We start from the raw sequence: 22,574 nt of genomic DNA, 5'->3' as shown, positions 1-22,574 counted from the left end.
GATATCATTTTGGATCAACTAAAATACGATAATCTAAAGCTGGGGGAGCGCGGAGCGATCATCAGCATTATCGCCTACATATGTTTGACCTTATTAAAACTGATCGTTGGCAATATGGCCGGATCAGAAGCGCTCAAGGCGGATGGATTAAACAATGCCACCGATATTGTGGCCTCCATAGCTGTACTGATCGGTTTGAAACTTGCCCAACGCCCAGCCGACAAAGACCATACATATGGCCACTGGAGAGCAGAGACCGTTGCGTCACTAGTTGCTTCTTTCATTATGATGGCAGTAGGTTTACAAGTACTGTTTGAAGCCATCGGTTCTGTGTTCCAGGGTACACAAGAATCTCCGGATATCATCGCCGCGTACACAGGTATTTTCTGCGCGGTTATCATGTATCTGGTCTATCGCTATAACAAGAGACTTGCTACACGTATTAAAAGTCAGGCGGTCATGGCTGCAGCTCGAGATAATATCTCCGATGCCTGGGTGAGCACCGGTGCGGTCATTGGAATCGTGGGTTCCCAGTTCGGCCTCCCATGGCTGGACCCGGTAACAGCTGTCATCGTAGGTTTCCTGATCTGCAAGACCGCTTGGGACATTTTCAAGGAAGCCACACATCATCTGACCGATGGTTTTGATGTTGAACTGATTCAGGAGTACAAAAAGACGATTGCCGGAATAGACGGTGTAGAGAAGGTCAAAGACGTAAGAGCCCGCAATTATGGCAATAATGCTGTCGTGGATGTTGTCATCACCGTACATGCTGAGCTGGATCTTCAACAAGCACATGATATCTGTACAGACGTGGAGAACGAGTTAATGGAGGAGCATGACGTATACACCGTTCACGTTCATGTGGAACCTGATATGTTGAAAGAATGCATATGAGATTTAGATTTTAAAAGAGTGACCCGGCAAAGCAAAACCAGTGAATATAACTCATTCACTGGTTTTTTGCTGATTCCAATTGTTATTTTTGAACGAATACACGCGTTATTTATCCCCTACATCACTATCTCGGCAAATTGTAGGTAATCAGATTGTTATATTTATCCGCATGTTTCTGTTCATCCAGAATGATCCCCCACACCGTGTCTTTATATATGCCATAAGGGAGACCAAACCATATTTTTCTATACTTTTCCACGGCCGCCAATTCACCTTGAAACGCCTGTTGCAGCCCAGCAAGATAAGAGGTGACCGTCTCAACCGGCTCACTACTTACGCCGGAAATCTCCTGACCCGTTAGATCTTTGTACATTTGCCGAAACATTTGATTATGTCCACGTTCATCATTACGGATGCTCGTGATGATGGCAGCCTGATTGGCATCAGGTGACAACTGAATCAGTGAATCATAGAAAATCTCGTCGTTTCGTTCTCCCTGCACAGCGGATTTGATTAATTCAAGTGCTTCGGCTGATGATGTTGCCCATACCGGAGTAAAAGTGTACCTGTAACCATACGGATATGTCACATACATTAACGAATCCCTCCAAGACCAATATGAGTTAGGGTATGCACGTAAGCCTATCAGCGTTAACCCATATCAATCTGTCCCGGCTTATTATTCGAAAGCTTCAGTGAAAATTCACTTGGTATACGTCAATATTTTACTGTAACCATAAGCAATAACAAATGGCAGGAGGTATGACAAAAAGGTCCAAAAAATGTTCCATCCATTAAAATAAATGACATGTCCCATCATTTTCGCAACCCACTCAATTAAGGTCAGCGACAATGATGCAACAAGGATCGCTAACCATGGATTGGCCCCTTTCACTAAAATCGCATACATCATCAGGCAACCGGCAATCGGATAGATTCCAAGATCCATTGGTAGAGCAGCATAGGATTGGTTACGTGTATTCGGGAGAATGTTCCAGAAATAATTGAATCCTACATTGTTAATGCAGGACGATATAGCCACGCCGAGTGGATAATATTGAATAAGGATTGTAAAGTTCCGATGCAGAATCCATACGCCCATTATAATGGGAATGACCATACCCAACAGAATGTTTCCTATCATGCATTTTTCCTCCAAAACTTGTTGCTTCTATAGTTCAAAATAAGCTGCATCACTCCGTTGTTTTCTCTTCAAGAAGACGATCCACCTTATCTGTAAGTGCATCCAGTTTTTTGTCATAATGCTTGTACGTGTAGAATCCAATGACTGCTTTGACAGCAAAAAAGAGCACCGCAGCAATGACAATGAGTAGATAATTGTGGGCGACCTGCCTTAACCAATCGTTAACTGCATTTATCGGATTTCTCTCCCTTCAAAGCAAGTGGTGTTGTATATGGTAACCAACTCCATGGGATATAATGCATACTGGCAAATTCGGAAAAGGCATGTGTGACTTGTAATTAATATCCTGAAGCTTCTAAAGAATTCTGACCTGGTCATCCTCAGCAGCGCGGAGAACCAGCCCGGCCGAATCGAAGTATTAACTTTGGCAGGGGATCAGGTAGCCTGCTTTCCGTTTATAGCATTAAATAAGGCGACATATTTAAGAATAATTCTGTGAATACTCAAAAGAGTTCCATAATTATCTAACGAGTGAAAGGGTGCTTGTATTGTACGAACATGTTATCATCTTCACCCGAAGTATCTTTGCCTTTTTGCTTTTATTGGGTATTGCTCGTATATTGGGAAAACAAACGTTGTCTGATATGAACTTCCATGAATTTGTCACCGCAGTCATTATGGGAGCCATAGCTGCCAATCTAGCTTTTAACGAGAAAATAGAAGTCACACATCTGATTATTTCTTTAATTGTTTTTACCGGAACCTCTTATCTGTTATCGAAATTAAATCTGAAAAGCAGAAAAATCCGCCTACTGGCAGAAGGTTCACCTACCGTATTAATTGAAGGCGGCAAAATTCTTGAAAATAACCTCGCCAAGAATAAACTGACATTGGATTCCTTAAACCAAGTGCTAAGACAGAAAGATATTTTCAACATAGAAGAAGTGGAGTATGCTTTGCTCGAAGTGAATGGACAAGTCTCAGTCATGAAAAAAGCCAACTATAGAACAGCTACGCTTGCGGATATTCATAAGAAGGTAGAATCCAATCCAGAACGCATGCCTGTGGAGTTAATTATGGACGGGGAGATGTTAAGTAAGAATCTTGAACTGAATGGCATATCTGATAAGGAATTAATGCAACAGCTTGAATCGAAAAGCAAGAACATAAACGATGTATTCTATGCTGTAAAAGGAAGTGATGGCAGGATCTATATTGATTATTATGAGGATCAAATCAAGCATCCCATTGATGTCGAGTGACACCATGAGAAATGAAAAAAATTCCCTTCTCTTCAGATGAAAGAAGAGAAGGGATGATCGTAAACTACCGAATTATGGTGAAATTATTGGTGCTTGCTGAGGATATCAAATATGATCTTGGCATTATCTGTGTTGTCGATCAAACCGGCGAAGCGATGACTTGCCGGGCCGTAGGCATAGACAGGAACATCTTCACCTGTATGTCCACCTGTGGTCCAACCCGTAAACGAACGACTATTAATAATTGCTTCAATGGCATTATCAATCTTCGTTACATCTGCACTTTTGGCTGCTTCTTTCACCGATTCAATCTCTTCCGCCTTCAACTCGAGTTTCAGATAACTTTTCAGTGTTTCTTCAACCGAAGCACCCTTCGCAATTTGTGCGGCCATGAAGTCTGGTGTCCGCAGTGCAGCTTTAATCGGGTCTACGAAGAAGTTGTATTCGCCGTCTTTTCCAAGCGTAAGTCCGCCCGTGGAGTGGTCGGCAGTAGCTACGACAAGTGTTTCACCATCTTTTTTGGCAAAATCAATAGCTGCCTGAAATGCTGCCGCGAAATCTTCCATTTCACTCATTGCGCCAACGATATCATTATCATGTCCTGCCCAGTCAATTTGGCTTCCTTCGACCATTAGAAAGAACCCTTTGTCGTTCGAACTGAGGCGATCAATCGCTGTATTGGTCATCTCAGCCAATGATGGCGTTGTAGCAGTACGATCGATCATCTTGTCCAATCCTCCATCGGCAAACAGTCCAAGCACTTGTTGATTCTTATCAGCAAGGAGAGCGGAACGATCCGTCACATAGCTGAATCCGGCCTTTTGGAACTCCTTCGTCAGGTCACGACCCTCGCGCACAAAATTGGATTTCCCTCCACCCAGTAGGACATCAACCTTATGCTTGCCATTAATCAATTCATCATAATAATCGTCCGCAATGGCATCCATGTTTTTTCGACTGATATCATGGGCACCGAATGCAGCCGGTGTGGCATGAGTGATCTCCGATGTAGCCACGAGCCCGGTGGCTTTCCCGTTTTCTTTGGCCTGCTCCAGTACGGTTTTGACTTCCTTCTGTGCGGGGTCGACCGCAATAGCAGCATTGTAGGTTTTAACGCCTGCGGACATGGCTGTTGCTGCGGAAGCGGAATCCGTCACATTTTGTTTATCATCATCTGGATAAGTCATCTGTGCCCCGACAAGATAAGGGTCAAATACGGTTCTGTCCATGCCCTTCGTTGAAGGATCATCCTTCATATAACGGTAGGCAGAAGTATAAGAGGTCCCCATACCATCCCCAATGAGGAAGATGATGTTCTTGATTTGTTTTTTCTCTACACTTACAGCTTGAACGGCACTTGCTTGTCCGGCAGACAAGAGACTAGAAGCCGATACAGCCAGAGTCAGCGCTACCGCTGGTAATACTCTTTTGGATAATTTCACAATGATTCCTCCTCATCATATCTCGAAAACAAAAATGAATGCATGAATCTATATTCATTTGTTCATCATTAAAAAGGTTATCATTCATTTGTAAATGAAAACCAAGAATTTTGTATACCTAAGGTAAAATAAGGCGATGTGTTAATTCTTTGCATGAGCAGTAAGTCAAACATCCCAATCAGGACAATAGGGTTCCAACGAAAGATTCACATGATCTGCAACAGAAGAGATTATAAAAATATACTCATGCCTCTATTTTTGAAGTATGATACATCATAAGTAGAACGCTTTCATTTTTTTATTTAGGTTAGTTTAAATCCAATTTCATTTCAGGAGGCTCTTACCATTGACCACACCAACTCCAAATTATAATGGGTATCTCTTTGTACATTTTATTGGCGAACAACCAGACGGAGAGCAGGTTTATTTCTCCTATAGCGAGGATGGTCTTCACTGGAAGGATCTTAATAGTGGAATGCCTGTGCTGTTTTCCGATCTTGGAGAAAAGGGGGTACGGGACCCGTTTCTGATTCGTTCAGTCAAGGAAAATAAATTCTACCTGATTGCTACGGATCTCCGCATCGCAAGCGGCAAAGGATGGACTCATGCCGTTAATGCGGGGAGCCGGGACGTAATTATATGGGAATCCAGCAATCTCGTGAATTGGTCATCCCCATGGAACGTTACACTGGGTGTTGAGGGGGCTGGATGTGTCTGGGCACCCGAAGCTGTGTATGATGAAAAAACAGATGAGTTTCTCGTATTTTGGGCTTCTGCAACGCAAGAACCTCAGGAGAAAGAACGAAAGCAAAAAATATACAGCGCTCGTACAAAAGACTTCCGTACGTTCTCCACATCGGAAAAATACATTGAGCGGGATAATCATATTATTGATACAACGATCCTTCCTTCGGCTGGTTGTTACTATCGATACTCCAAGGATGAAACAACCAAAAACATACGGGTAGAAAAAGGAGACTCTCTCGACAAAGGAGCTTTCGTTACGCTGCAAGCCCCTATCCTGGAGGCTGTGGCAGGTGTGGAGGGACCTCAGATCTTTAAATTCAATGACAGGGAGGAATGGTGCCTGATTGTTGATCGATTTGCAGAAGGCAAAGGGTATCTTCCTCTGTTGACTACAGATCTGGGAAGCGGAGAATTCCGAATTGTCCCTGATAGTGATTTTGATATGGGAACGACTCAAAAGCGGCATGGAAGTGTCCTGCCCATCACAACTGATGAGTGCAGCCGGCTTCTCGCGGCTTTCGGGGATGGTCATCAGGTGCTTCCGGGACAATATGCCGATCCTGATGTCGCCAAGTTTGAGGATCGTTACTATATGTATCCGACAACAGATGGCTTCGAGGGGTGGTCGGGAACACAGTTCAAGGTGTTTTCTTCTTCAGACCTCCAGCATTGGCAAGACGAAGGTGTGATCCTTGATCTGGGAACAGAGGATGTCCCTTGGGCAACCGGTAATGCCTGGGCACCGGCAATTTCCAGCCGAAACGGGAAGTTCTATTTTTATTTCTGTGGCAAAATGCTGAACGGCGTGAGTGCCATCGGCGTTGCTGTAGCGGATACACCGATTGGTCCATTCCTGGCCGAGTCGCAACCTTTGATCACAATGGAGCAGTTGAAACGTCTGGGCATTACCATGGGCCAGGCTATTGATCCCTCCATCTATGTTGAGGAAGATGGAAGACCGTATCTGCTATTTGGCAATGGACATGCTGCCATTGTGGAGCTTAATGAAAACATGACAAGTGTCTTGGAGGACACCATGAGTAATCTCTCAGGGCTCCATGATTTTCGTGAGGCGGTAACGGTGTTGAAGCGGGGAGGACTTTACCACTTTACGTGGTCCTGTGATGATACAGGCAGCGAAAACTATCATGTGAATTACGGTACGTCAGAGCAATTATACGGTCCAATTACCTATCAATACCCGATTTTGAGCAAAAATGTCGAGAAGGGCATGCTGGGCACAGGTCATCACTGTATCTTTAATGATTCCGAAACTGATCAGTACCGGATAGCCTATCACCGTTTTGTCACGCCACTATCCAGATTCTCCTCTGGAAAGGGCTATCACCGCGAAATATGTATGGACCCGCTTCTTTTTGGTAAGGACGGACTGATTCAGCCTGTTATACTCTAACCTAACATAAGACTTTCAATTGAATCGCTAAATCGCTATTTTATGAAGAACGGATACACTTTGAAACGCCTGTCAGAATTCGCTTTTAGCGGTTTTGGCAGGCATTTTTGTCATCCACCTAAAACAAGCCCATACTGTAGGGTTGAGGAGGGGGTGTAACTTATTGAACTCCTTCATTTGAGAATGCATTTGACATCCATATCAATAAATCGTATTATTACGATATAACGATATAACGATTTAGGAGGGATACTTTTGAACATTCCCGCTTTTGACAGCAATAATATTAAACAGTTCGATGAACCTGCTAATCTGCTGAAAGCTTTATCTCACCCCATTCGTTTATGCATTGTGCGGGGACTGATGATGAAAAAAAAATGTAATGTTTCTTATATGCAGGAATGTCTAGATCTTCCCCAATCTACAGTGTCACAACACCTCCAGAAGCTTCGTAGTGCAGGTATTGTTGCTACAGAGCGCAATGGTCTTGAAGTGAACTATGTGCTTGCTGATCCACGGGTTGAACAGATTATAAATACTTTATTTGAAAAGGATGATTGTGAATCATGAGTAAAAAAGTACTGATTGTTGGCGGGGTAGCTGGAGGTGCATCTTCAGCTGCACGTCTTCGCCGTCTGGATGAACATGCCGAGATTATTATCTTTGAGAAAGGGCCTTATATCTCATTTGCCAATTGTGGCTTACCTTATTATGTAGGGGGATCAATCGATGACCGAGAGCGTCTGCTGGTGCAAACGCCAAAAGGGATGGCTGATCGTTTTCGTATCGATGTTCGCACAAGAAGTAAGGTTGTAGCTATCGATTCGCAGAAGCGAGTGGTTAAGATACAGTCGCAGGAACGCGGTGCATATGAAGAAAGCTATGACGAGTTGATATTGTCACCAGGTGCAAAACCGATCATTCCCGATCTGCCGGGTAAGGACAATCCACTAATTTATACCGTACGAAGTATTCCAGATATTGATCGGATCAAAGACCAGGTAAGTTCTTCTAACAACAAGTCTGCGATCGTCATAGGTGGTGGATTTATAGGTGTGGAAATGGCTGAGAATTTAAAGGAAGCTGGTCTGAATGTAACGCTGGTTGAGGGGAACGCACAAGTACTCACACCATATGATCCCGAATTAGCAGCTGCATTGTCACAGGAAATGGAGAATCATGGTGTGAAGCTGCTGTTTTCCAAGCGTGTTCAGGGATTCCTTTCCCTGGAGCAGGGCATTGGGGTTGAACTTGCGGATGGTCATACGCTAACAGCTGACATGGTTATTCTTGCGATAGGCGTAACGCCGGACACCTATTTCTTGAAAGATAGCGGTGTTTCTCTGGGTGCACGTGGACATATTATCGTAAATGAAGCCTTAGAAAGCAATGTGCCACATATCTATGCTGTTGGGGATGCCATCGAAGTAACGGAAACCATTCATGGTACGAAGGCAACGATACCACTTGCCGGACCTGCCAACAAACAAGGTCGTATTGTTGCTGACCGTATCGCAGGGCTTCATTCTACCTATAAAGGAACACAAGGTACGTCCATTATCAAAGTATTTGGAATGACCGCAGCCACAACAGGCAGTAATGAGAAAACACTCCAGCGTCTCGGCGTGGAATATCAAACCGTTATCGTACACCCTGCTTCTCATGCATCGTATTATCCGGGTTCTAGCGCAATTACTCTTAAACTGCTGTTTACTCCGGAAGGTAAAATTTTAGGCGCACAAGCAGTCGGGTATGATGGAGTGGATAAACGAATTGATGACATTGCTGTTGCCATTCATTTTGGAGGACATGTCCGGGATTTGACAGAGCTTGAACTGAGTTACGCACCACCTTATTCTTCTGCCAAAGATCCCGTGAATATGGCTGGATATGCAGCAGAGAATATGATTACTGGACGTGTTCAGACGTTCACCTATAATCAACTGGCTGATCGTCTGCCGGAGCAATCAATACTTCTGGATGTTCGCAGTGAAATGGAGCATCAAAATGGTCATATTCCGGGTTCACTCTCTATTCCAGTTGATGAGCTTCGTGAGCGATTAGATGAATTAGACCCATCCAAAGAAATCTGGCTATACTGTCAAGTCGGCTTACGTGGTTACACAGCTTCGCAAATTCTGCGTCAGCATGGTTTTAGCGTGAAAAACTTGAGTGGTGGTTATAAAACATACCGTCAAGCCCAGTTTAAGCCTGCTCCAATTCCTGCTGGAAAACAAGATTATCATAATCCTGCGCTGGAAGCTAAGGGAAAGAAGTCTATTCCAGCTGACTCGACACAGCCACAACGTATTGATCATGACTTGAATGTATGCGGATTGAGTTGTCCTGGTCCGCTAATCCAAGTGAAGCAGAAAATGGATCAACTCTCGAACGGAGAAACCCTGCGTGTGAAAGCTTCCGATCCAGGCTTCTATGAAGATGTCAAAGCATGGGCCACGATGTCAGGTTCCACCATCTTGCAGTTGGAAAGACTGAAAGGCGGTACAATTGAGTCTGTCCTTGTTAAAAATACAGCACAACCGGTATCGGATTCTCCCGTCAGCGATCCTGCCAGCACAATGGTAGTCTTCAGTGGCGATCTGGATAAAGCGATTGCCTCACTCATTATTGCAAATGGGGCCGCAGCCAGTGGACGAAAAGTAACTCTATTTTTCACATTTTGGGGATTGAGTATTATTCGTAAGCCGCAACCGCAAAAGTTATCCAAAACCATGATCGGCCGTATGTTTGATATGATGCTGCCTCGCGGCAGCCAGAAGCTTGGCATGTCCCAAATGAATATGCTCGGAGCAGGCCCGAAAATGATCCGTGGTCTGATGAAAAAACATCATGTGCCTTCGTTGGAAGAATTGATAGAGAGTGTAATTGCACAAGGAGCAGAGATCGTTGCCTGCCAAATGTCTATGGATTTAATGGGAATCCAGCGTGAAGAATTAATAGACCAAGTCAAAATCGGTGGTGTCGGTTACTATCTTGGTCAAGCCTCACAAGCAAATCATAATCTGTTTATTTAAAAATTTATCACAAACTCCAAAAAGCGTTGGTTCGAATTCGAACCAACGCTTTTTGGACTTAGTCATCAAGTAAAAATTTGACTTCATTTTTTTGGTATTATAATATAAGCATACACTTATATTTAATTGAAGGAGGACGTGCTATGGATTCTATGCAAGAGATAGCGGATAAGCTTAAATTGCTCGGTGATAAAACACGCCTTACGATCCTTACACTCCTCAAGGAACGTGAATGGTGCGTGTGTGAATTTGTAGAGATTTTAGACATGTCACAACCTGGAATTAGTCAACATTTGCGCAAACTGAAGGATCAAGGCTTGGTTAAAGAAAGTAAACGTGGTCAGTGGGTATACTACTCTTTAAATGTAGAGAATACACCCTATATTTCATCTGTCCTGGAATTGATGCCGGATACAGCAACTATTCTTAAATCGTTAAATAAAGAAAACTTTACATCAGTATGTAATTAATTTTTGATCAATATATAAGCATATCATTATATACCAATGTAAATTAAGATGAACTGAAAGGGGGTGTATCGTTTTGTTTTCTACGCTGTTAGCCTGCATCATCTTTTTGATTACACTTGTACTCGTTATTTGGCAGCCTAAAAACCTGTCCATTGGTTGGTCTGCTTGCGGCGGAGCAATCCTTGCTTTACTTGTGGGTGTGGTCAATTTGGAAGATGTATGGGATGTGACACAAATCGTATGGAACGCCACGCTTGCTTTTGTGGCAATCATTCTGATCTCATTAATTCTGGATCGTATCGGCTTTTTTGAATGGGCTGCCTTACATATGGCCAAAGCCGCTCATGGCAATGGTGTACGTATGTTTATTTATGTCTCCATCCTTGGTGCAGTGGTTTCTGCTTTCTTTGCCAATGATGGAGGTGCACTGATTCTGACACCGATTGTTTTAGCCATGGTACGTGCACTGAATTTCGATGAGAAGAGAGTATTTCCATTTATTATCGCCAGTGGATTTATTGCGGATACAACTTCCTTGCCATTGGTTGTAAGTAACCTGGTCAACATAGTGTCTGCCGATTTCTTTGGTATTACGTTTATGGAGTACGCAGGAAGGATGTTTGTTCCAAATCTGTTCTCACTGGCGGCGAGTATAGGTGTACTGTATCTCTTTTTCCGCAAGAGTATTCCCAAACGATTTGATGCTAGTGAATTGAAACCTCCGGTAACTGCCATTAAGGATATGAAGATGTTTCGGTTGTCGTGGGTGGTGTTAGCGGTTCTTCTCATTGGATACTTTACCAGTGAATTTATCGGAATTCCCGTATCTCTTGTGGCAGGTATTGTCGCGATATTCTTCCTGATCATGGCTTCCCGCAGTTCAGCTGTACCAGCAACATTGGTTGTCAAAGAGGCGCCGTGGGCCATCGTATTTTTCTCCATCGGCATGTATGTTGTGGTTTATGGTCTACGTAACGTAGGTTTGACCGATCTGTTGGCCGTAGTCATACAGGCTGTGGCTGATCAAGGATTGTTTGCTGCAACAATGGGTATGGGCTTTATCGCAGCAATCATCTCATCCCTGATGAACAATATGCCTACCGTGTTGATTGATGCACTTGCCATTGATGCAACCACAGCTACAGGGACTATTCGGGAGGCGCTCATCTATGCCAATATTATTGGATCAGACCTGGGTCCCAAGATTACCCCGATTGGTTCACTCGCGACCCTGCTTTGGCTTCATGTTCTCAGCACCAAAGGTGTCAAAATCTCATGGGGTACTTACTTCAAGACGGGTATCATAATCACCATTCCGACTCTGTTTATTACGCTAGTGGGTCTGTATCTGTGGTTAAGCATTCTATAAAAGCAATCTATAATTCAAGTAACGAGGAGACGATGAACATGAGTAAAAAAACACTGTACTTCCTGTGCACAGGCAACTCTTGCCGGAGTCAAATGGCCGAAGGCTGGGCCAAGAAATATCTGAGTGAGGACTGGAATATCTATAGCGCAGGAATTGAGGCCCACGGTCTGAATCCAAAAGCGGTTGAAGCCATGAACGAAGTTGATCTGGATATTTCAACTCAAACCTCGGACATCATTGATTCAGAGTTGTTGAACAACGCTGATTTCGTAGTCACGTTGTGTGGGGATGCCGCAGATAAATGTCCAATGACGCCTCCACATGTGAAGCGAGAGCACTGGGGATTTGATGATCCTGCCAAAGCGCAAGGTACAGATGAAGAGAAATGGGCCGTATTCCAAAGGGTTCGTGACCAGATTGGGGAGCGTATTAAAACATTTGCTGAAACCGGAAAATAATACAAACCTGACTGAGCAGGATAATTGAATGAGTACCGAGAGAATGCCATGATAAGTGGCATTTTTTTTGTTCAAAAAAAATGAACGTTTCATTCAGAAACGGTTCTTTGACTTACCCATAACCCCAACATAGAGTGATGACAAGGAAGGTGGTTGATTTTAGCTAGCAAATGAGAAGCACATCCCCTTGACTTTCCCCTGTACGGGAAACTATATACTCGCATTAAGTTAATAGATTGGAGTTGATATGTTGTTCAAAATCAGTGCATTTTCCAGGCTGAGCAGGGTCTCATTAAAAACACTGCGTTATTATGACCAGATTGGCATACTTAAACCGAGAAAAGTAGATCACGATACGGGTTACCGTTACTATTCCGCAGATCAGCTTCTTGAGCTCAACCGAATCATCATTTATAAAGAATTGGGGTTTACGTTGCCACAAATCACACAGCTGTTACAGGAACATATTACATTGGAGAATATGCAAGGCATGTTTAAGCTAAAAAGAAGCGAAATTCAGCAGATTATCGATACGGAACAAGCTAAACTCGTCCGAATTGAGGAACGCATGCAGCTTATAGAGGAAGAGGGGCATGTCGAAACTGGGCAAGAAATCCGAATCAAAGAGGAAGGTGTTCGACCGTTTCTTTTTCAGACAGGGTGCGGGAGGGAAGAGGAGATCCCGAGTTTATTTCATCAGTTTGATCAGTCATTAACAAAAGAAATGCGCCAACTGATCGACGGACCTCAGGTTGTTTTGTGGAAAGAAATCGCAGGACAAGAGGAAGAATTCGAGTTTGAAATAGGTTACTTCTTAAGCTGTGAGCTGCGATCACCTCCCGACCCATTTCAACTGCGGACTCTTCCTGCCGAGCCCATGATGGCCACCATAGCTTATCGTTCCAATGCCACCTTTGCCTGTAAAGCCTGTGTCCATCTAGCTACATGGATTGAGAAGAATAACTATCAGATCAAGGAGAACGGAGCTGGTAGGGAGTTATACTTACCCTTATCTCAAGAACAAGATGTACAGTTTATAGAAATACAAATTCCAATACTAAATAGATAACTGAAGAAGACGGAGTGGATTAAAGTGAAAAATAAATGGATTATATATATTTTGGCATTGGCTGTTTTTCTGATCGGAACCCTTGAGTACATTATTACAGGAGTCATAGAAATGATCGCCTCAGACTTGAGCGTATCTACTTCCGAAGTGGGTTTACTGGTGACTGTATTCGCTCTGGCAGCGGCCATTATCGCTCCGATTCTCATTGCAATTACAATAAATATGGATCGCAAGAAGTTACTGTTGTCTGCCCTCAGTGTGTTTATTGCCAGCAACGGACTTATGCTTGTTGACCTTTCTTACGAAACTTTACTATGGGTGCGAATTATTCAAGGGGCTAGCGGAGGAGTGGCTACCGTAGTAGCAATGGCCGTGTCGACACGACTGGTTGAAAAAGAAAAAAGGGGCAATGCCATCGGCATCATTTTGATGGGGCTAAGCAGTTCGCTGGTACTAGGTGTCCCTCTAGGCACATTTTTTAGTGAAATGTTTGGATGGAGAGTTCTATTTGTTTTAATCGGTTTGTTAAGTGTTCTTCCATTACTTATTATCTACAAAAAGGTTCCGGCAATCAAAGAGGAAGAAAAAATCACCCTCAGAATGCAGCTCTCCATTTTAAAAAATCCTCTCATTCTGACTGCCTTGCTTATTACATTATTGTATATCGGCGGCTATTCGACACTGTTCACGTATATTACGCCTTTCTTGCAAGCCACATCCACTCTTACCATGACCGAGATAAGCGGTGTTCTGTTTCTCGCGGGAATTTGCAGCTTTGTCGGATCAAAAGTGGGCGGACAATTGGCAGATGCAAAGGGATCAAAGTTTACAATCTGTCTAGGCCTTCTGTTACAAGGCGTAACTCTTCTTTTGTTTGCTCTAGCTGGAGTTAATCTTGTGATGTTAATCTTGGTTTTAATGATCTTTATGTTGGCAACGTGGAGCATATCTCCGGCCCAGCAACTATATCTGGTTACACTGGCACCTCGTAATCCTGACATTGCCCTTAGCGTAAATACGTCGTTTATCCAATTTGGTTTTGCACTGGGATCTGGATTAGGTGGGCTTGTGATCAGTCGTACATCTGTCCTGTATTTAAATTGGTTGGGTTTTGGAGCTGTAGGAATTGCTTTACTTCTTGCCATACTGCTATTTAAGAAATCGAGAAGCAGGATTGGAACGACAGATCCAGTGTAATTTCAGTGATGGGTAATTCTTGCTTCTAAAGTAATTGGCTTTGTTGAGATGCAATCATCCGTTATATGTAAATAAAAAAAGATCTCTTCAGCATTCACTGCAAAAGAGATCTTTTGGTGTATAACAAAGTTATAATGAGAACCGCATTACATCATCATGGCAATAGAGCATGAATCCATTAACAGATTACCGTTAATTGTCTAATGTCCACCTGTATTCGAAGCCCAAACAGGATACCAGCCCAAGGCCGGATTTTCATTGTTGTAGAGCACCAGGTTGCCGTCAGTTTGCATGATGAGCACATTGCCTCTAGAATTGGCTGGCACATTGTCTGCTCCGTACCATTCCTTAGCCCACGCCAGGTTATCCGATGTCCAATAAGGTGTGTTTTGAGGGTCTGATATGACCAACTTCCCGCTGAAATAATTAATCTGCAGTTTATGTATTCTTGTGTCTTATTTCTTTAATGGATAAATTTTCAATACAGATCTACAATCTGCAATATTCTTTTCTGGACTGATCAGTTCAGATATGTTATATTTCTGAAACGGGAGGTGTTACTTATCGCCAGGACAAAAGAATTTGACAAAAATCAAGCGTTACACAAAGCAATGCTGTTGTTTTGGAAAAAAGGATACGAGGCGGCCAGCATACCGGATTTACTGGATGTGATGGGCATTAGTCGATCCAGCCTTTATGATACGTTTTCCGACAAGCAAACCTTGTACAGAGATGCCCTGGAGCATTATAAAAATGGAAGTTCCAATAAGCAGACCATTCTTGAACAAGCATCAAACGTTAGAGATGGAATTCTTCAATTTTTTGAGTATCATATTAATTCTGCATACGATACCAGCCTGCCGGGCGGATGTTTTGTAACGAATACAGCTACAACATTGGAGTCACCAGATGAACAGATAAATGTCTTGATCCAGACTAGTTTTTCGGATTTGGAACAAGCTTTTTGTGAGCTTCTGGAGAAGGGTCAACAATCGGGAGAGATAGATAAAACAACCGATATCCAAACATTGTCTTATTTATTGCTGAATTTACATCAAAGCATAAATATTATGGCCAAAACGGGTCAGAATCCGGAACGTGCCAGAAAGATGATTAGCTTAGTAATTGCAAGTATATAATTTTTTTTGACAATTTCGGAATGATTGTTCCGTTATTCTGTTCCTTTTATTTTAAAGATGCCATTTGAAGAGTATACGTAAGACCAAAATTTTTTTAATCATTCCGGAACATTCATTCCGTTATTGAAAGAATCCATCATGAATAAGGAGATGCAACCAATGAAGGTATCGTTTATTGGACTTGGAAATATGGGACTTCCAATGGCACAAAACCTGTTGAACGCTGGGCATGAATTAGTCATCTTTAATCGGACCGCTGAAAAAGTTGAACCCTTACTAAAACAAGGAGCACGGTATGCCAAAACACCACTAGAAGCAGCGAAAGAAAGCAATCTTGTAATTACTATGTTATCTGATGATGCTGCTTTGAAGGAGATTGTTGAAGGACCCAATGGCGTGCTGAACGGATTATCTGAAAATGGAATTCACGTATCTGCCAGTACGATCAGCGTGGATCTGGCTCGGAGATTATCCGCTATGCATGCGGAGAGACAGCAACACTTTGTGTCCGCCACTGTGATGGGGCGCCCGGATGCCGCTAAAGCAGCTACATTGCGTATTATTTTAGCTGGTCCGGAACATGCAAGGCAACGAGTACTTCCCATTTTAACAGCACTAGGTCAAGAGATATTTGAGATTGGGGATCATGGCGAAGAAGGTAACATTGTCAAAATAGGCGTCAACTTTCTAATTGCTTCCATGCTGGAAGCTTTGTCGGAAGCGCAGCTCATGGTTGAAAAGTACGGCATTAAACCATCACGATATATGGATGTTGTGAATGCTCTTTTTCAATCTCCGGTATATCAGAACTATGGATCGATCATGACCGAACAGCGCTTTGAACCAGCCGGTTTTAAAATGAAGCTCGGGTTAAAGGATGTTGCATTGGCTATCGAAGCAGCAAAGTCCGTTCAAGCTCCTTTACCTTTAGGCCAACTTATCCATCAACACCTCTCTGAAGGAATTGTCCATGGTTATGGTGATTTGGATTGGACGGCTTTAATCCGTTGTCTTGAGCATTCCTCTTAAGGAAAGAAAAATATAAGGAGAGATTAATTATGGAAATAGGAGTTACTTCATTCGTAGAAACAAAGCCTGATACTGAGACCGGAGTTGTCATGAGTCACGCTCAGCGATTGCGAGAAGTCGTCGAAGAAATCGTCCTAGCAGATCAGGTAGGACTTGATGTGTTTGGCATAGGTGAGCATCATCGTGATGATTATGCAGCATCTTCACCAGCAATGGTGTTGTCCGCTGCGGCGCCCCTCACAAAACGAATTCGATTGACAAGTGCTGTGACGGTCCTTTCTTCATCAGATCCTGTCCGTGTGTTTCAGGATTTTGCCACACTTGACGGTCTCTCCAATGGACGTGCCGAGATTATAGCGGGCCGGGGTTCCTTCATTGAATCCTTTCCGCTGTTTGGTTATAACCTGCATGACTACGAAGAACTATTCAATGAAAACATTGAACTGCTTCTGAAATTACGGGAATCGGAGAAAGTAACATGGAGTGGAGGTCATCGATCAGCGATACATAATTTGGGGGTGTACCCGCGTCCTGTTCAGGATTCTATGCCTGTATGGATCGGTAGCGGAGGTACCCAGGAGTCTGCCATACGTGCTGGAATTTTAGGTCTGCCCCTAGTTCTTGCAATTATCGGTGGAAATCCAACGAAATTTGCGCCGCTTGTAGAACTGTATAAAAAGGCGGCAGCTCATGCTGGTCATGATGTATCACAGCTTCGAGTAGGTTCACATTCTATCGGATTTGTTGCTGAAGATACCGAAAAGGCCGCAGAACTCTTTTTCCCGTCCACTCAGTACGGCATGAATAAACTCGGCAAAGAGCGAGGGTGGGCATATTATGATCGTTCCAGCTATGATGCTGCCCGCCGCTCTGATGGTGCGTTGTATGTAGGTGATCCGGAGACAGTTGCTCAAAAAATTATTCATCTGCGCAAACATGTAGGAATTACACGTTTCATGATGTATGTCCCTCTAAGCACGATGCCACATGAGTTGGTAATGCGGGCTATTGAATTGCTCGGTACAGAGGTTGCACCGCGAGTACGAGAGGAAATTTCCAAATGGGAAGCTGAAATGAGATAAGAATGAACTGAAATAACGTACACGATCAAATTCATTATCATTATTATATTTGGAGGAATTATCATGAGTAATGAGACACGTATATTACCAGAATTAAGAGAGGTATATTCACAATTTCCAGGGTTTGAATTGGAGAAAAATTTAGAGTGGAGCAGAAGTTTAGTAGCGGCTACCTCTGTGAAGAGTTCAGAGCATGTTACCACAACAAGTCGGCAAATTCCGAGGGAAGGAGGCGAGATGTTGGTCAAAATATATGAGCCGGCCGACCGAACAAATGATTTACTACCAGCCATGTTATGGATTCACGGGGGCGGATACGTATTAGGACATCCAGATATGGACGACAAATTGTGCGAACGTTTTGTTCAGACAGCAGGATGTATTGTCGTATCAGTCGATTATAGGCTCGCTCCCGAGCATCCTTATCCTGCAGCGATTGAAGATTGTTATGCTGGATTGGTATGGATGACGGTGGAGGCAGCAACGCTTGGCATTGATGTGAATCGGGTTGCCATTGCCGGTGCTAGCGGTGGTGGCGGGCTGACAGCAGCACTAGCGCTGATGGCACGTGATAAAGGAGGTCCGTCGATTATCTTTCAAATGCCATTGTACCCGATGTTAGATAATCGTAACATCACGCCATCTAGTCATGAGATTATAGAAGAGGGTTCAATCTGGAACCGAACGGACAACGTGGCTGCTTGGTATATGTACCTTGGTGAGGGGAACGATGGCAGTGGGAGTTCTTCTTACGCAGTACCTTCGAGAACAGAGAACTTGGCCGGATTGCCGCCAGCCTATACTTGTGTAGGTCAGCTCGATCTATTTCGGGACGAGACGATGGACTATGTCGCACGATTAGCACAAGCAGGTGTGGATGTTGAATTCCACCTCTATCCAGGTTGCTTCCATCTTTTCGAAATTTTTGCTCCGGAAACAGAAGTGAGTCAGCGTGCTGTTAAGGGTTATATGGATGCAATGGCTCGTGCACTTCATCCCAGTAGCGCCCTTGAATAAGGATTAATGCCCAGAACCTTTGTACTTAAAGAAAATTGATAATAGTAAACTTTATCTCCTAAGAAGTCACTAATGTAGTGACTTCTTTTTGAATAGAGACGCTTGTTCAATTTCGAGCTCGGAACCTATACTATAGAAAGTTACTCTGACAAGACGATTGAGTTATGGAGCAGGTTGAGCATATACAGAGTTGGATGATCAGTGAATCAAGTAGGTTAAGTTCCTTGATATCAAATTAAATGAGAGCGGAGATTATTATGCGAAAATACATCATCGGAATTGACCTGGGTGGAACCAATATTAAGTCCGCCATTTTCAACCTGGAGTTTCAAAAAATTCACGAAAGATCCGACCCTACAGAAGCGGCAAAGGGACCATCTCATGTATTAAACCGAATGGTAGGCATTATTCAAGAGATGCTGACGTATGAGGGAATCCAGCCAGAATCTATTCTATGCATGGGTATGGGCATTCCTGGATTATTAGATCCTGAGCAGGGGCTCTCTCTATTTTCACCTAATTTTCCAGACTGGGAAAACATTCATGTCGTGAATCATATGATAAATCATTTTGAATTTCCTGCTTATATCGACAACGATGTTCGGGTTAATCTGTATGGTGAATGGCTGTTCGGTGCAGGCAGCGGGTATAAAAACCTGATATTGATAACCTTAGGCACCGGTCTGGGATCTGGTATTGTCAATGATGGAAAGGTTCTTTACGGTACTACATCGAGTGCAGGTGAAATCGGTCATATGAATATGTATCGGGAGGGGCGCCCGTGTCGTTGTGGAAGCTCAGGCTGTCTGGGAAGATATGTGTCCGCAATAGGAATGGTCAAAACCCTTACAGACAAGCTTGAGGAAGGGCGCTCGAGTATGATTATGAAGTGGGTGAAAGGAGATTGGACGGCAATTACTGCCCGTATGATCTCGGAAGCTTACGATCTTGGAGATTCACTTGCTGTTGAGGTAATGCATGAGACCGGAGAGATTCTTGGATTTGGTCTTTCCAATGTAATTAATCTATTCAATCCGGAAGTGATTATCGTTGGTGGAGGAATGTCGGCAGCGGGTGATCGCTTGCTGAATACAGTACGTGACACGGTTAAAAATCATGCATTGCATCTCTCATCAGGTGTTTGTCATATCGTACAAGCAAAGTTAGGTGGACAAGCAGGAATGATCGGCGCGGCTGCATATGCCAAAAACAAGATGTCATTATAAGGTATCACAATATGATAATAGATCAATTATGCTTGAGAATATGTCATTGCATCATACAGTCTAAAACCTTAACTTAAAATGACAGCAGAGAACGCTAACAACCTCGATGACGTTCTACCGGTTGGATGGCTAAGTTATGTATAAACACCCATTGGACAGCGTGGGGATTTTTCCATTGATCTACGTACATCCCGCTTAAAAGTGAGATTTATTTATATCCCAACTCTGTTATGTCAGCCGCGACACCTTCACGTCGTTTATGAAACTGTTTAGGTGAGGAACCGGTCATTTGTTTGAACTGCCTGCAAAAATGCTCGACATTACGGTAACCGCATCGATCAGCAATCTCTGCAACCGTATACATATGATGTGTGAGATATTCTTTGGCCAAACGTATTCGGCTATGAATAACATCCTCCATACACGAGAGGCCAAACGATTTCTTGTACATCAACTGCAGGTACCCCGGACTGACGTTTATGATCTTCGCCATTTCTGATATTGTCCACGGATGACTGGGATGGTTATGAATTGCCGTTCGAAGCTTCAACAGAGGATAGTGCTGAGGACTAATATCCTCTTGGACACAAGACTCAAGCAATTTATTGAACAAGGTTCGCAGCAGGCAATTGATGGACGATTCCCGGTAATCGTTCTGAAAAGAATGCTCTGCAACAAGCAGTTGGAACAGCTTATGACAGTATTCCGGATCATCCAGCGGGAAAGGTGTGCCTGACGGAAGGGAGGTATCGGTTACAAACGGTTCATCACTTTCAAAACGAATCCAATCATTAATATAACGCTCTGAACAAGCCTGATAATATATTTTCTGATAAGGTTTGAAAAGCACAGCACAATGAGCCGGGTATTCCTTGAGTTGTCCATCAACCCAGAACTGTGCAGGGGTCTGTGTAATAACCAATAGCCAGGCATCATGCCCTTCAGGGATATCAAAAACAAAATGGTTCTGATGTACCGCGTCACATTCCACATAAAAAATAGAGGTCATGGTTCTTCCCCCTTTCTCTTTAAGTTGTAGATAAGAATAGTTAATACACTACTTAAGCTATTTTCTATTATACGAGAGTTATCTTCATTTCATAGAACAAATGTACTATTACGATTATATGAGGAGTGTAGCTGGAATGAACAAGCAGGGTTTCAACCCATATCTTCCATCCTGGGAGTACGTCCCTGATGGTGAGCCTTATGTATTCAATGAAAGAGTGTATGTGTATGGTTCACATGACCGTTTTAACGGACATGCCTTCTGTCTGAACGATTATGTATGCTGGTCTGCACCCGTAAATGACCTTGGGGATTGGAGAAATGAAGGCGTGATCTACCGGAAAACAGATGATCCGCTGAATCCGAATGGCCATATGTGCCTGTATGCGCCAGATGTAACAGTGGGGCCCGATGGGCGGTATTATCTGTATTATGTGTTGGATAAGGTACCCGTTGTTTCGGTGGCAGTATGTGATACACCTGCCGGCAAATATGAATTCTATGGTTATGTACAATATGGTGACGGCACTCGTCTAGGTGAAAGAGAAGGGGATGAGCCCCAGTTCGATCCAGGTGTGATGACTGAAGGACAGCACACTTATCTGTATACCGGCTTCTGTGCGGCCGGAGACCAATCAAGACATGGCGCGATGGCCACGATGTTAGGTCCGGATATGCTGACGATTGTGGAAGAGCCGGTATTCGTAGCACCGAGCGAACCTTATAGTAAGGGCAGTGGTTATGAGGGCCATGAATTTTTTGAAGCGCCCTCCATCCGAAAGAGAGGGGATACCTACTACCTGGTGTATTCCTCCATCGTTATGCATGAATTATGTTATGCCACCAGCCTATTCCCAAATAGAGGATTTACATATCAGGGCGTCATCGTAAGCAACTGCGATCTCCATATCGACTCCTACAAACCTGCTGACAAACCCATGTATTATGGAGGCAATAACCATGGCAGCATTGTGGAGATCAGCGGAGACTGGTATGTCTTCTATCACCGTCATACCAATGGGGATGCATTCAACCGCCAGGGATGTATTGAGAAGATATCATTTGAAGAGGACGGCAGCATTCCTCAGGTGGAGATGACCTCCTGTGGTCCGAGCGGGAGACCGCTTGAAGGTAAAGGCGAGTACCCCGCATATCTCGCATGTAATCTTTTGACCAGAGATGATCAGAAGTACACCGGAGGTTTCGGGGCAGGCGCCTGGCTGGACAGCCGCTTTCCGAAGATCACACAGGATGGTAGAGACGGTGATGAAGAAGTCGGATATATCGCCAATATGGTTGAATCCGCGACGGCAGGTTTCAAATTCTTTGATTGCAAAGGAATTCGTCAGGTCTCGATCAAGGTACGGGGATATTGTCACGGGGCATTTGAGGTCAAAACCGCATGGGACGGTCCTGTCCTGGGTACAATCCCGGTACATTTCACAAATCATTGGAAACCCTATTCAGCCGAGATAACGATACCGGATGGTATACAGGCTTTGTATTTTACGTACAGAGGTTCAGGAAGTGCCAGCCTTGCATCATTTATTTTAGCGTAATCCTCCAAAC

At 43.6% G+C, this 22,574-nt stretch carries 21 protein-coding genes; 16 read left to right on the top strand and 5 right to left on the bottom strand.

The genetic code is table 11. From position 1 onward, the window contains the following. The first annotated feature begins 9 nt into the window (after positions 1–9). Positions 10–897: a cation diffusion facilitator family transporter gene (locus tag IFU39_RS04865; protein ID WP_149846683.1), complete on the top strand. Its 888-nt coding sequence runs from the start codon at positions 10–12 to the stop codon at positions 895–897. Between the two features lie 124 nt (positions 898–1,021). Here IFU39_RS04865 and IFU39_RS04860 read toward each other — a convergent pair whose 3' ends face one another. Together IFU39_RS04860 and IFU39_RS04855 are read right to left on the bottom strand one after the other, a co-directional pair. After that, positions 1,022–1,492: a ferritin family protein gene (locus tag IFU39_RS04860; protein ID WP_091018869.1), complete on the bottom strand. Its 471-nt coding sequence runs from the start codon at positions 1,490–1,492 to the stop codon at positions 1,022–1,024. A gap of 108 nt (positions 1,493–1,600) precedes the next feature. Next, positions 1,601–2,041: a hypothetical protein gene (locus IFU39_RS04855; protein WP_149846684.1), complete on the bottom strand. Its 441-nt coding sequence runs from the start codon at positions 2,039–2,041 to the stop codon at positions 1,601–1,603. Between the two features lie 539 nt (positions 2,042–2,580). Here IFU39_RS04855 and IFU39_RS04845 point away from each other — a divergent pair. After that, positions 2,581–3,303: a DUF421 domain-containing protein gene (locus tag IFU39_RS04845; protein ID WP_306299287.1), complete on the top strand. Its 723-nt coding sequence runs from the start codon at positions 2,581–2,583 to the stop codon at positions 3,301–3,303. 83 nt (positions 3,304–3,386) lie between these two features. Here IFU39_RS04845 and IFU39_RS04840 read toward each other — a convergent pair whose 3' ends face one another. Next, a complete protein-coding gene (locus IFU39_RS04840) occupies positions 3,387–4,679 on the bottom strand; it encodes an alkaline phosphatase (protein WP_374954403.1) in 1,293 nt (430 codons plus the stop codon). Between the two features lie 412 nt (positions 4,680–5,091). On the opposite strand from IFU39_RS04840, the gene IFU39_RS04835 reads away from it, so the two are divergent. The 8 genes from IFU39_RS04835 (at position 5,092) to IFU39_RS04800 (ending at position 14,504) form a co-directional block, all read left to right on the top strand. Further along, positions 5,092–6,906: a family 43 glycosylhydrolase gene (locus IFU39_RS04835; protein ID WP_149846685.1), complete on the top strand. Its 1,815-nt coding sequence runs from the start codon at positions 5,092–5,094 to the stop codon at positions 6,904–6,906. A gap of 255 nt (positions 6,907–7,161) precedes the next feature. Next, positions 7,162–7,476 carry an ArsR/SmtB family transcription factor gene (locus IFU39_RS04830; RefSeq protein WP_091018859.1) on the top strand — a complete coding sequence of 105 codons (315 nt, stop codon included), beginning with the start codon at positions 7,162–7,164 and terminating at the stop codon, positions 7,474–7,476. Further along, positions 7,473–9,941 carry an FAD-dependent oxidoreductase gene (locus tag IFU39_RS04825; RefSeq protein WP_192131458.1) on the top strand — a complete coding sequence of 823 codons (2,469 nt, stop codon included), beginning with the start codon at positions 7,473–7,475 and terminating at the stop codon, positions 9,939–9,941. The genes IFU39_RS04830 and IFU39_RS04825 overlap by 4 nt, the downstream gene beginning before the upstream one ends. A 143-nt stretch (positions 9,942–10,084) precedes the next feature. After that, positions 10,085–10,411: an ArsR/SmtB family transcription factor gene (locus IFU39_RS04820; RefSeq protein WP_091018855.1), complete on the top strand. Its 327-nt coding sequence runs from the start codon at positions 10,085–10,087 to the stop codon at positions 10,409–10,411. A 73-nt stretch (positions 10,412–10,484) separates the two neighbouring features. Next, positions 10,485–11,780: an arsenic transporter gene (locus IFU39_RS04815; RefSeq protein WP_105598837.1), complete on the top strand. Its 1,296-nt coding sequence runs from the start codon at positions 10,485–10,487 to the stop codon at positions 11,778–11,780. A gap of 38 nt (positions 11,781–11,818) precedes the next feature. After that, entirely contained in the window at positions 11,819–12,238 is a 420-nt protein-coding gene (gene arsC, locus IFU39_RS04810; protein ID WP_047843093.1) for an arsenate reductase (thioredoxin), read from the top strand. 250 nt (positions 12,239–12,488) lie between these two features. Next, on the top strand, positions 12,489–13,307 hold the full coding sequence (locus IFU39_RS04805) for a MerR family transcriptional regulator (RefSeq protein WP_105598838.1): 819 nt from the start codon (positions 12,489–12,491) through the stop codon (positions 13,305–13,307). Positions 13,308–13,331: 24 nt separating this feature from the next. Continuing rightward, positions 13,332–14,504: an MFS transporter gene (locus IFU39_RS04800; RefSeq protein ID WP_105598839.1), complete on the top strand. Its 1,173-nt coding sequence runs from the start codon at positions 13,332–13,334 to the stop codon at positions 14,502–14,504. A 200-nt stretch (positions 14,505–14,704) separates the two neighbouring features. Here the strand turns inward: IFU39_RS04800 and IFU39_RS04795 are convergent, their stop codons facing one another. Further along, positions 14,705–14,914 carry a hypothetical protein gene (locus IFU39_RS04795; protein ID WP_192131456.1) on the bottom strand — a complete coding sequence of 70 codons (210 nt, stop codon included), beginning with the start codon at positions 14,912–14,914 and terminating at the stop codon, positions 14,705–14,707. A gap of 201 nt (positions 14,915–15,115) precedes the next feature. Here IFU39_RS04795 and IFU39_RS04790 point away from each other — a divergent pair, with 201 nt between their 5' ends. The 5 genes from IFU39_RS04790 (at position 15,116) to IFU39_RS04770 (ending at position 19,997) form a co-directional block, all read left to right on the top strand. Next, positions 15,116–15,643, top strand: a complete 528-nt coding sequence (locus IFU39_RS04790; RefSeq protein WP_192131978.1) for a TetR/AcrR family transcriptional regulator — start codon at positions 15,116–15,118, stop codon at positions 15,641–15,643. 138 nt (positions 15,644–15,781) lie between these two features. Next, positions 15,782–16,672: an NAD(P)-dependent oxidoreductase gene (locus tag IFU39_RS04785; RefSeq protein ID WP_274599250.1), complete on the top strand. Its 891-nt coding sequence runs from the start codon at positions 15,782–15,784 to the stop codon at positions 16,670–16,672. 29 nt (positions 16,673–16,701) lie between these two features. Beyond that, positions 16,702–17,754 (top strand): LLM class flavin-dependent oxidoreductase, encoded by a 1,053-nt coding sequence (locus tag IFU39_RS04780; protein ID WP_192131454.1) that lies wholly within the window; start codon positions 16,702–16,704, stop codon positions 17,752–17,754. Positions 17,755–17,817: 63 nt separating this feature from the next. Next, a complete protein-coding gene (locus IFU39_RS04775) occupies positions 17,818–18,771 on the top strand; it encodes an alpha/beta hydrolase (protein WP_192131452.1) in 954 nt (317 codons plus the stop codon). A gap of 239 nt (positions 18,772–19,010) precedes the next feature. After that, a complete protein-coding gene (locus IFU39_RS04770) occupies positions 19,011–19,997 on the top strand; it encodes an ROK family protein (RefSeq protein ID WP_244660868.1) in 987 nt (328 codons plus the stop codon). 208 nt (positions 19,998–20,205) lie between these two features. Here IFU39_RS04770 and IFU39_RS04765 read toward each other — a convergent pair whose 3' ends face one another. Beyond that, positions 20,206–21,006, bottom strand: coding sequence for a helix-turn-helix transcriptional regulator (locus IFU39_RS04765; RefSeq protein ID WP_105598841.1), 801 nt, complete (start codon positions 21,004–21,006; stop codon positions 20,206–20,208). A 136-nt stretch (positions 21,007–21,142) separates the two neighbouring features. Between IFU39_RS04765 and IFU39_RS04760 the strand changes: the two genes are divergently transcribed. Continuing rightward, positions 21,143–22,564, top strand: a complete 1,422-nt coding sequence (locus IFU39_RS04760) for a family 43 glycosylhydrolase (protein ID WP_105598842.1) — start codon at positions 21,143–21,145, stop codon at positions 22,562–22,564. The last annotated feature ends 10 nt before the right edge of the window (positions 22,565–22,574 follow it).

Origin of the sequence: Paenibacillus sp. CFBP 13594, assembly GCF_014842675.1 — a bacterium.
Classification (GTDB): Bacteria; Bacillota; Bacilli; order Paenibacillales; family Paenibacillaceae; genus Paenibacillus; species Paenibacillus amylolyticus_B.
This window is presented reverse-complemented; position numbering and strand designations above follow the sequence as displayed.

Bases quoted from the DNA above. Each gene is read 5' to 3' on its own strand.
- IFU39_RS04860 (WP_091018869.1), bottom strand. From the start codon at position 1,492: ATGTATGTGACATATCCGTATGGTTACAGGTACACTTTTACTCCGGTA.
- IFU39_RS04855 (WP_149846684.1), bottom strand. From the start codon at position 2,041: ATGATAGGAAACATTCTGTTGGGTATGGTCATTCCCATTATAATGGGC.
- IFU39_RS04825 (WP_192131458.1), top strand. From the start codon at position 7,473: ATGAGTAAAAAAGTACTGATTGTTGGCGGGGTAGCTGGAGGTGCATCT.
- IFU39_RS04820 (WP_091018855.1), top strand. From the start codon at position 10,085: ATGGATTCTATGCAAGAGATAGCGGATAAGCTTAAATTGCTCGGTGAT.
- arsC (WP_047843093.1), top strand. From the start codon at position 11,819: ATGAGTAAAAAAACACTGTACTTCCTGTGCACAGGCAACTCTTGCCGG.
- IFU39_RS04790 (WP_192131978.1), top strand. From the start codon at position 15,116: ATGCTGTTGTTTTGGAAAAAAGGATACGAGGCGGCCAGCATACCGGAT.
- IFU39_RS04785 (WP_274599250.1), top strand. From the start codon at position 15,782: ATGAATAAGGAGATGCAACCAATGAAGGTATCGTTTATTGGACTTGGA.
- IFU39_RS04780 (WP_192131454.1), top strand. From the start codon at position 16,702: ATGGAAATAGGAGTTACTTCATTCGTAGAAACAAAGCCTGATACTGAG.
- IFU39_RS04775 (WP_192131452.1), top strand. From the start codon at position 17,818: ATGAGTAATGAGACACGTATATTACCAGAATTAAGAGAGGTATATTCA.
- IFU39_RS04770 (WP_244660868.1), top strand. From the start codon at position 19,011: ATGAGAGCGGAGATTATTATGCGAAAATACATCATCGGAATTGACCTG.
- IFU39_RS04765 (WP_105598841.1), bottom strand. From the start codon at position 21,006: ATGACCTCTATTTTTTATGTGGAATGTGACGCGGTACATCAGAACCAT.
- IFU39_RS04760 (WP_105598842.1), top strand. From the start codon at position 21,143: ATGAACAAGCAGGGTTTCAACCCATATCTTCCATCCTGGGAGTACGTC.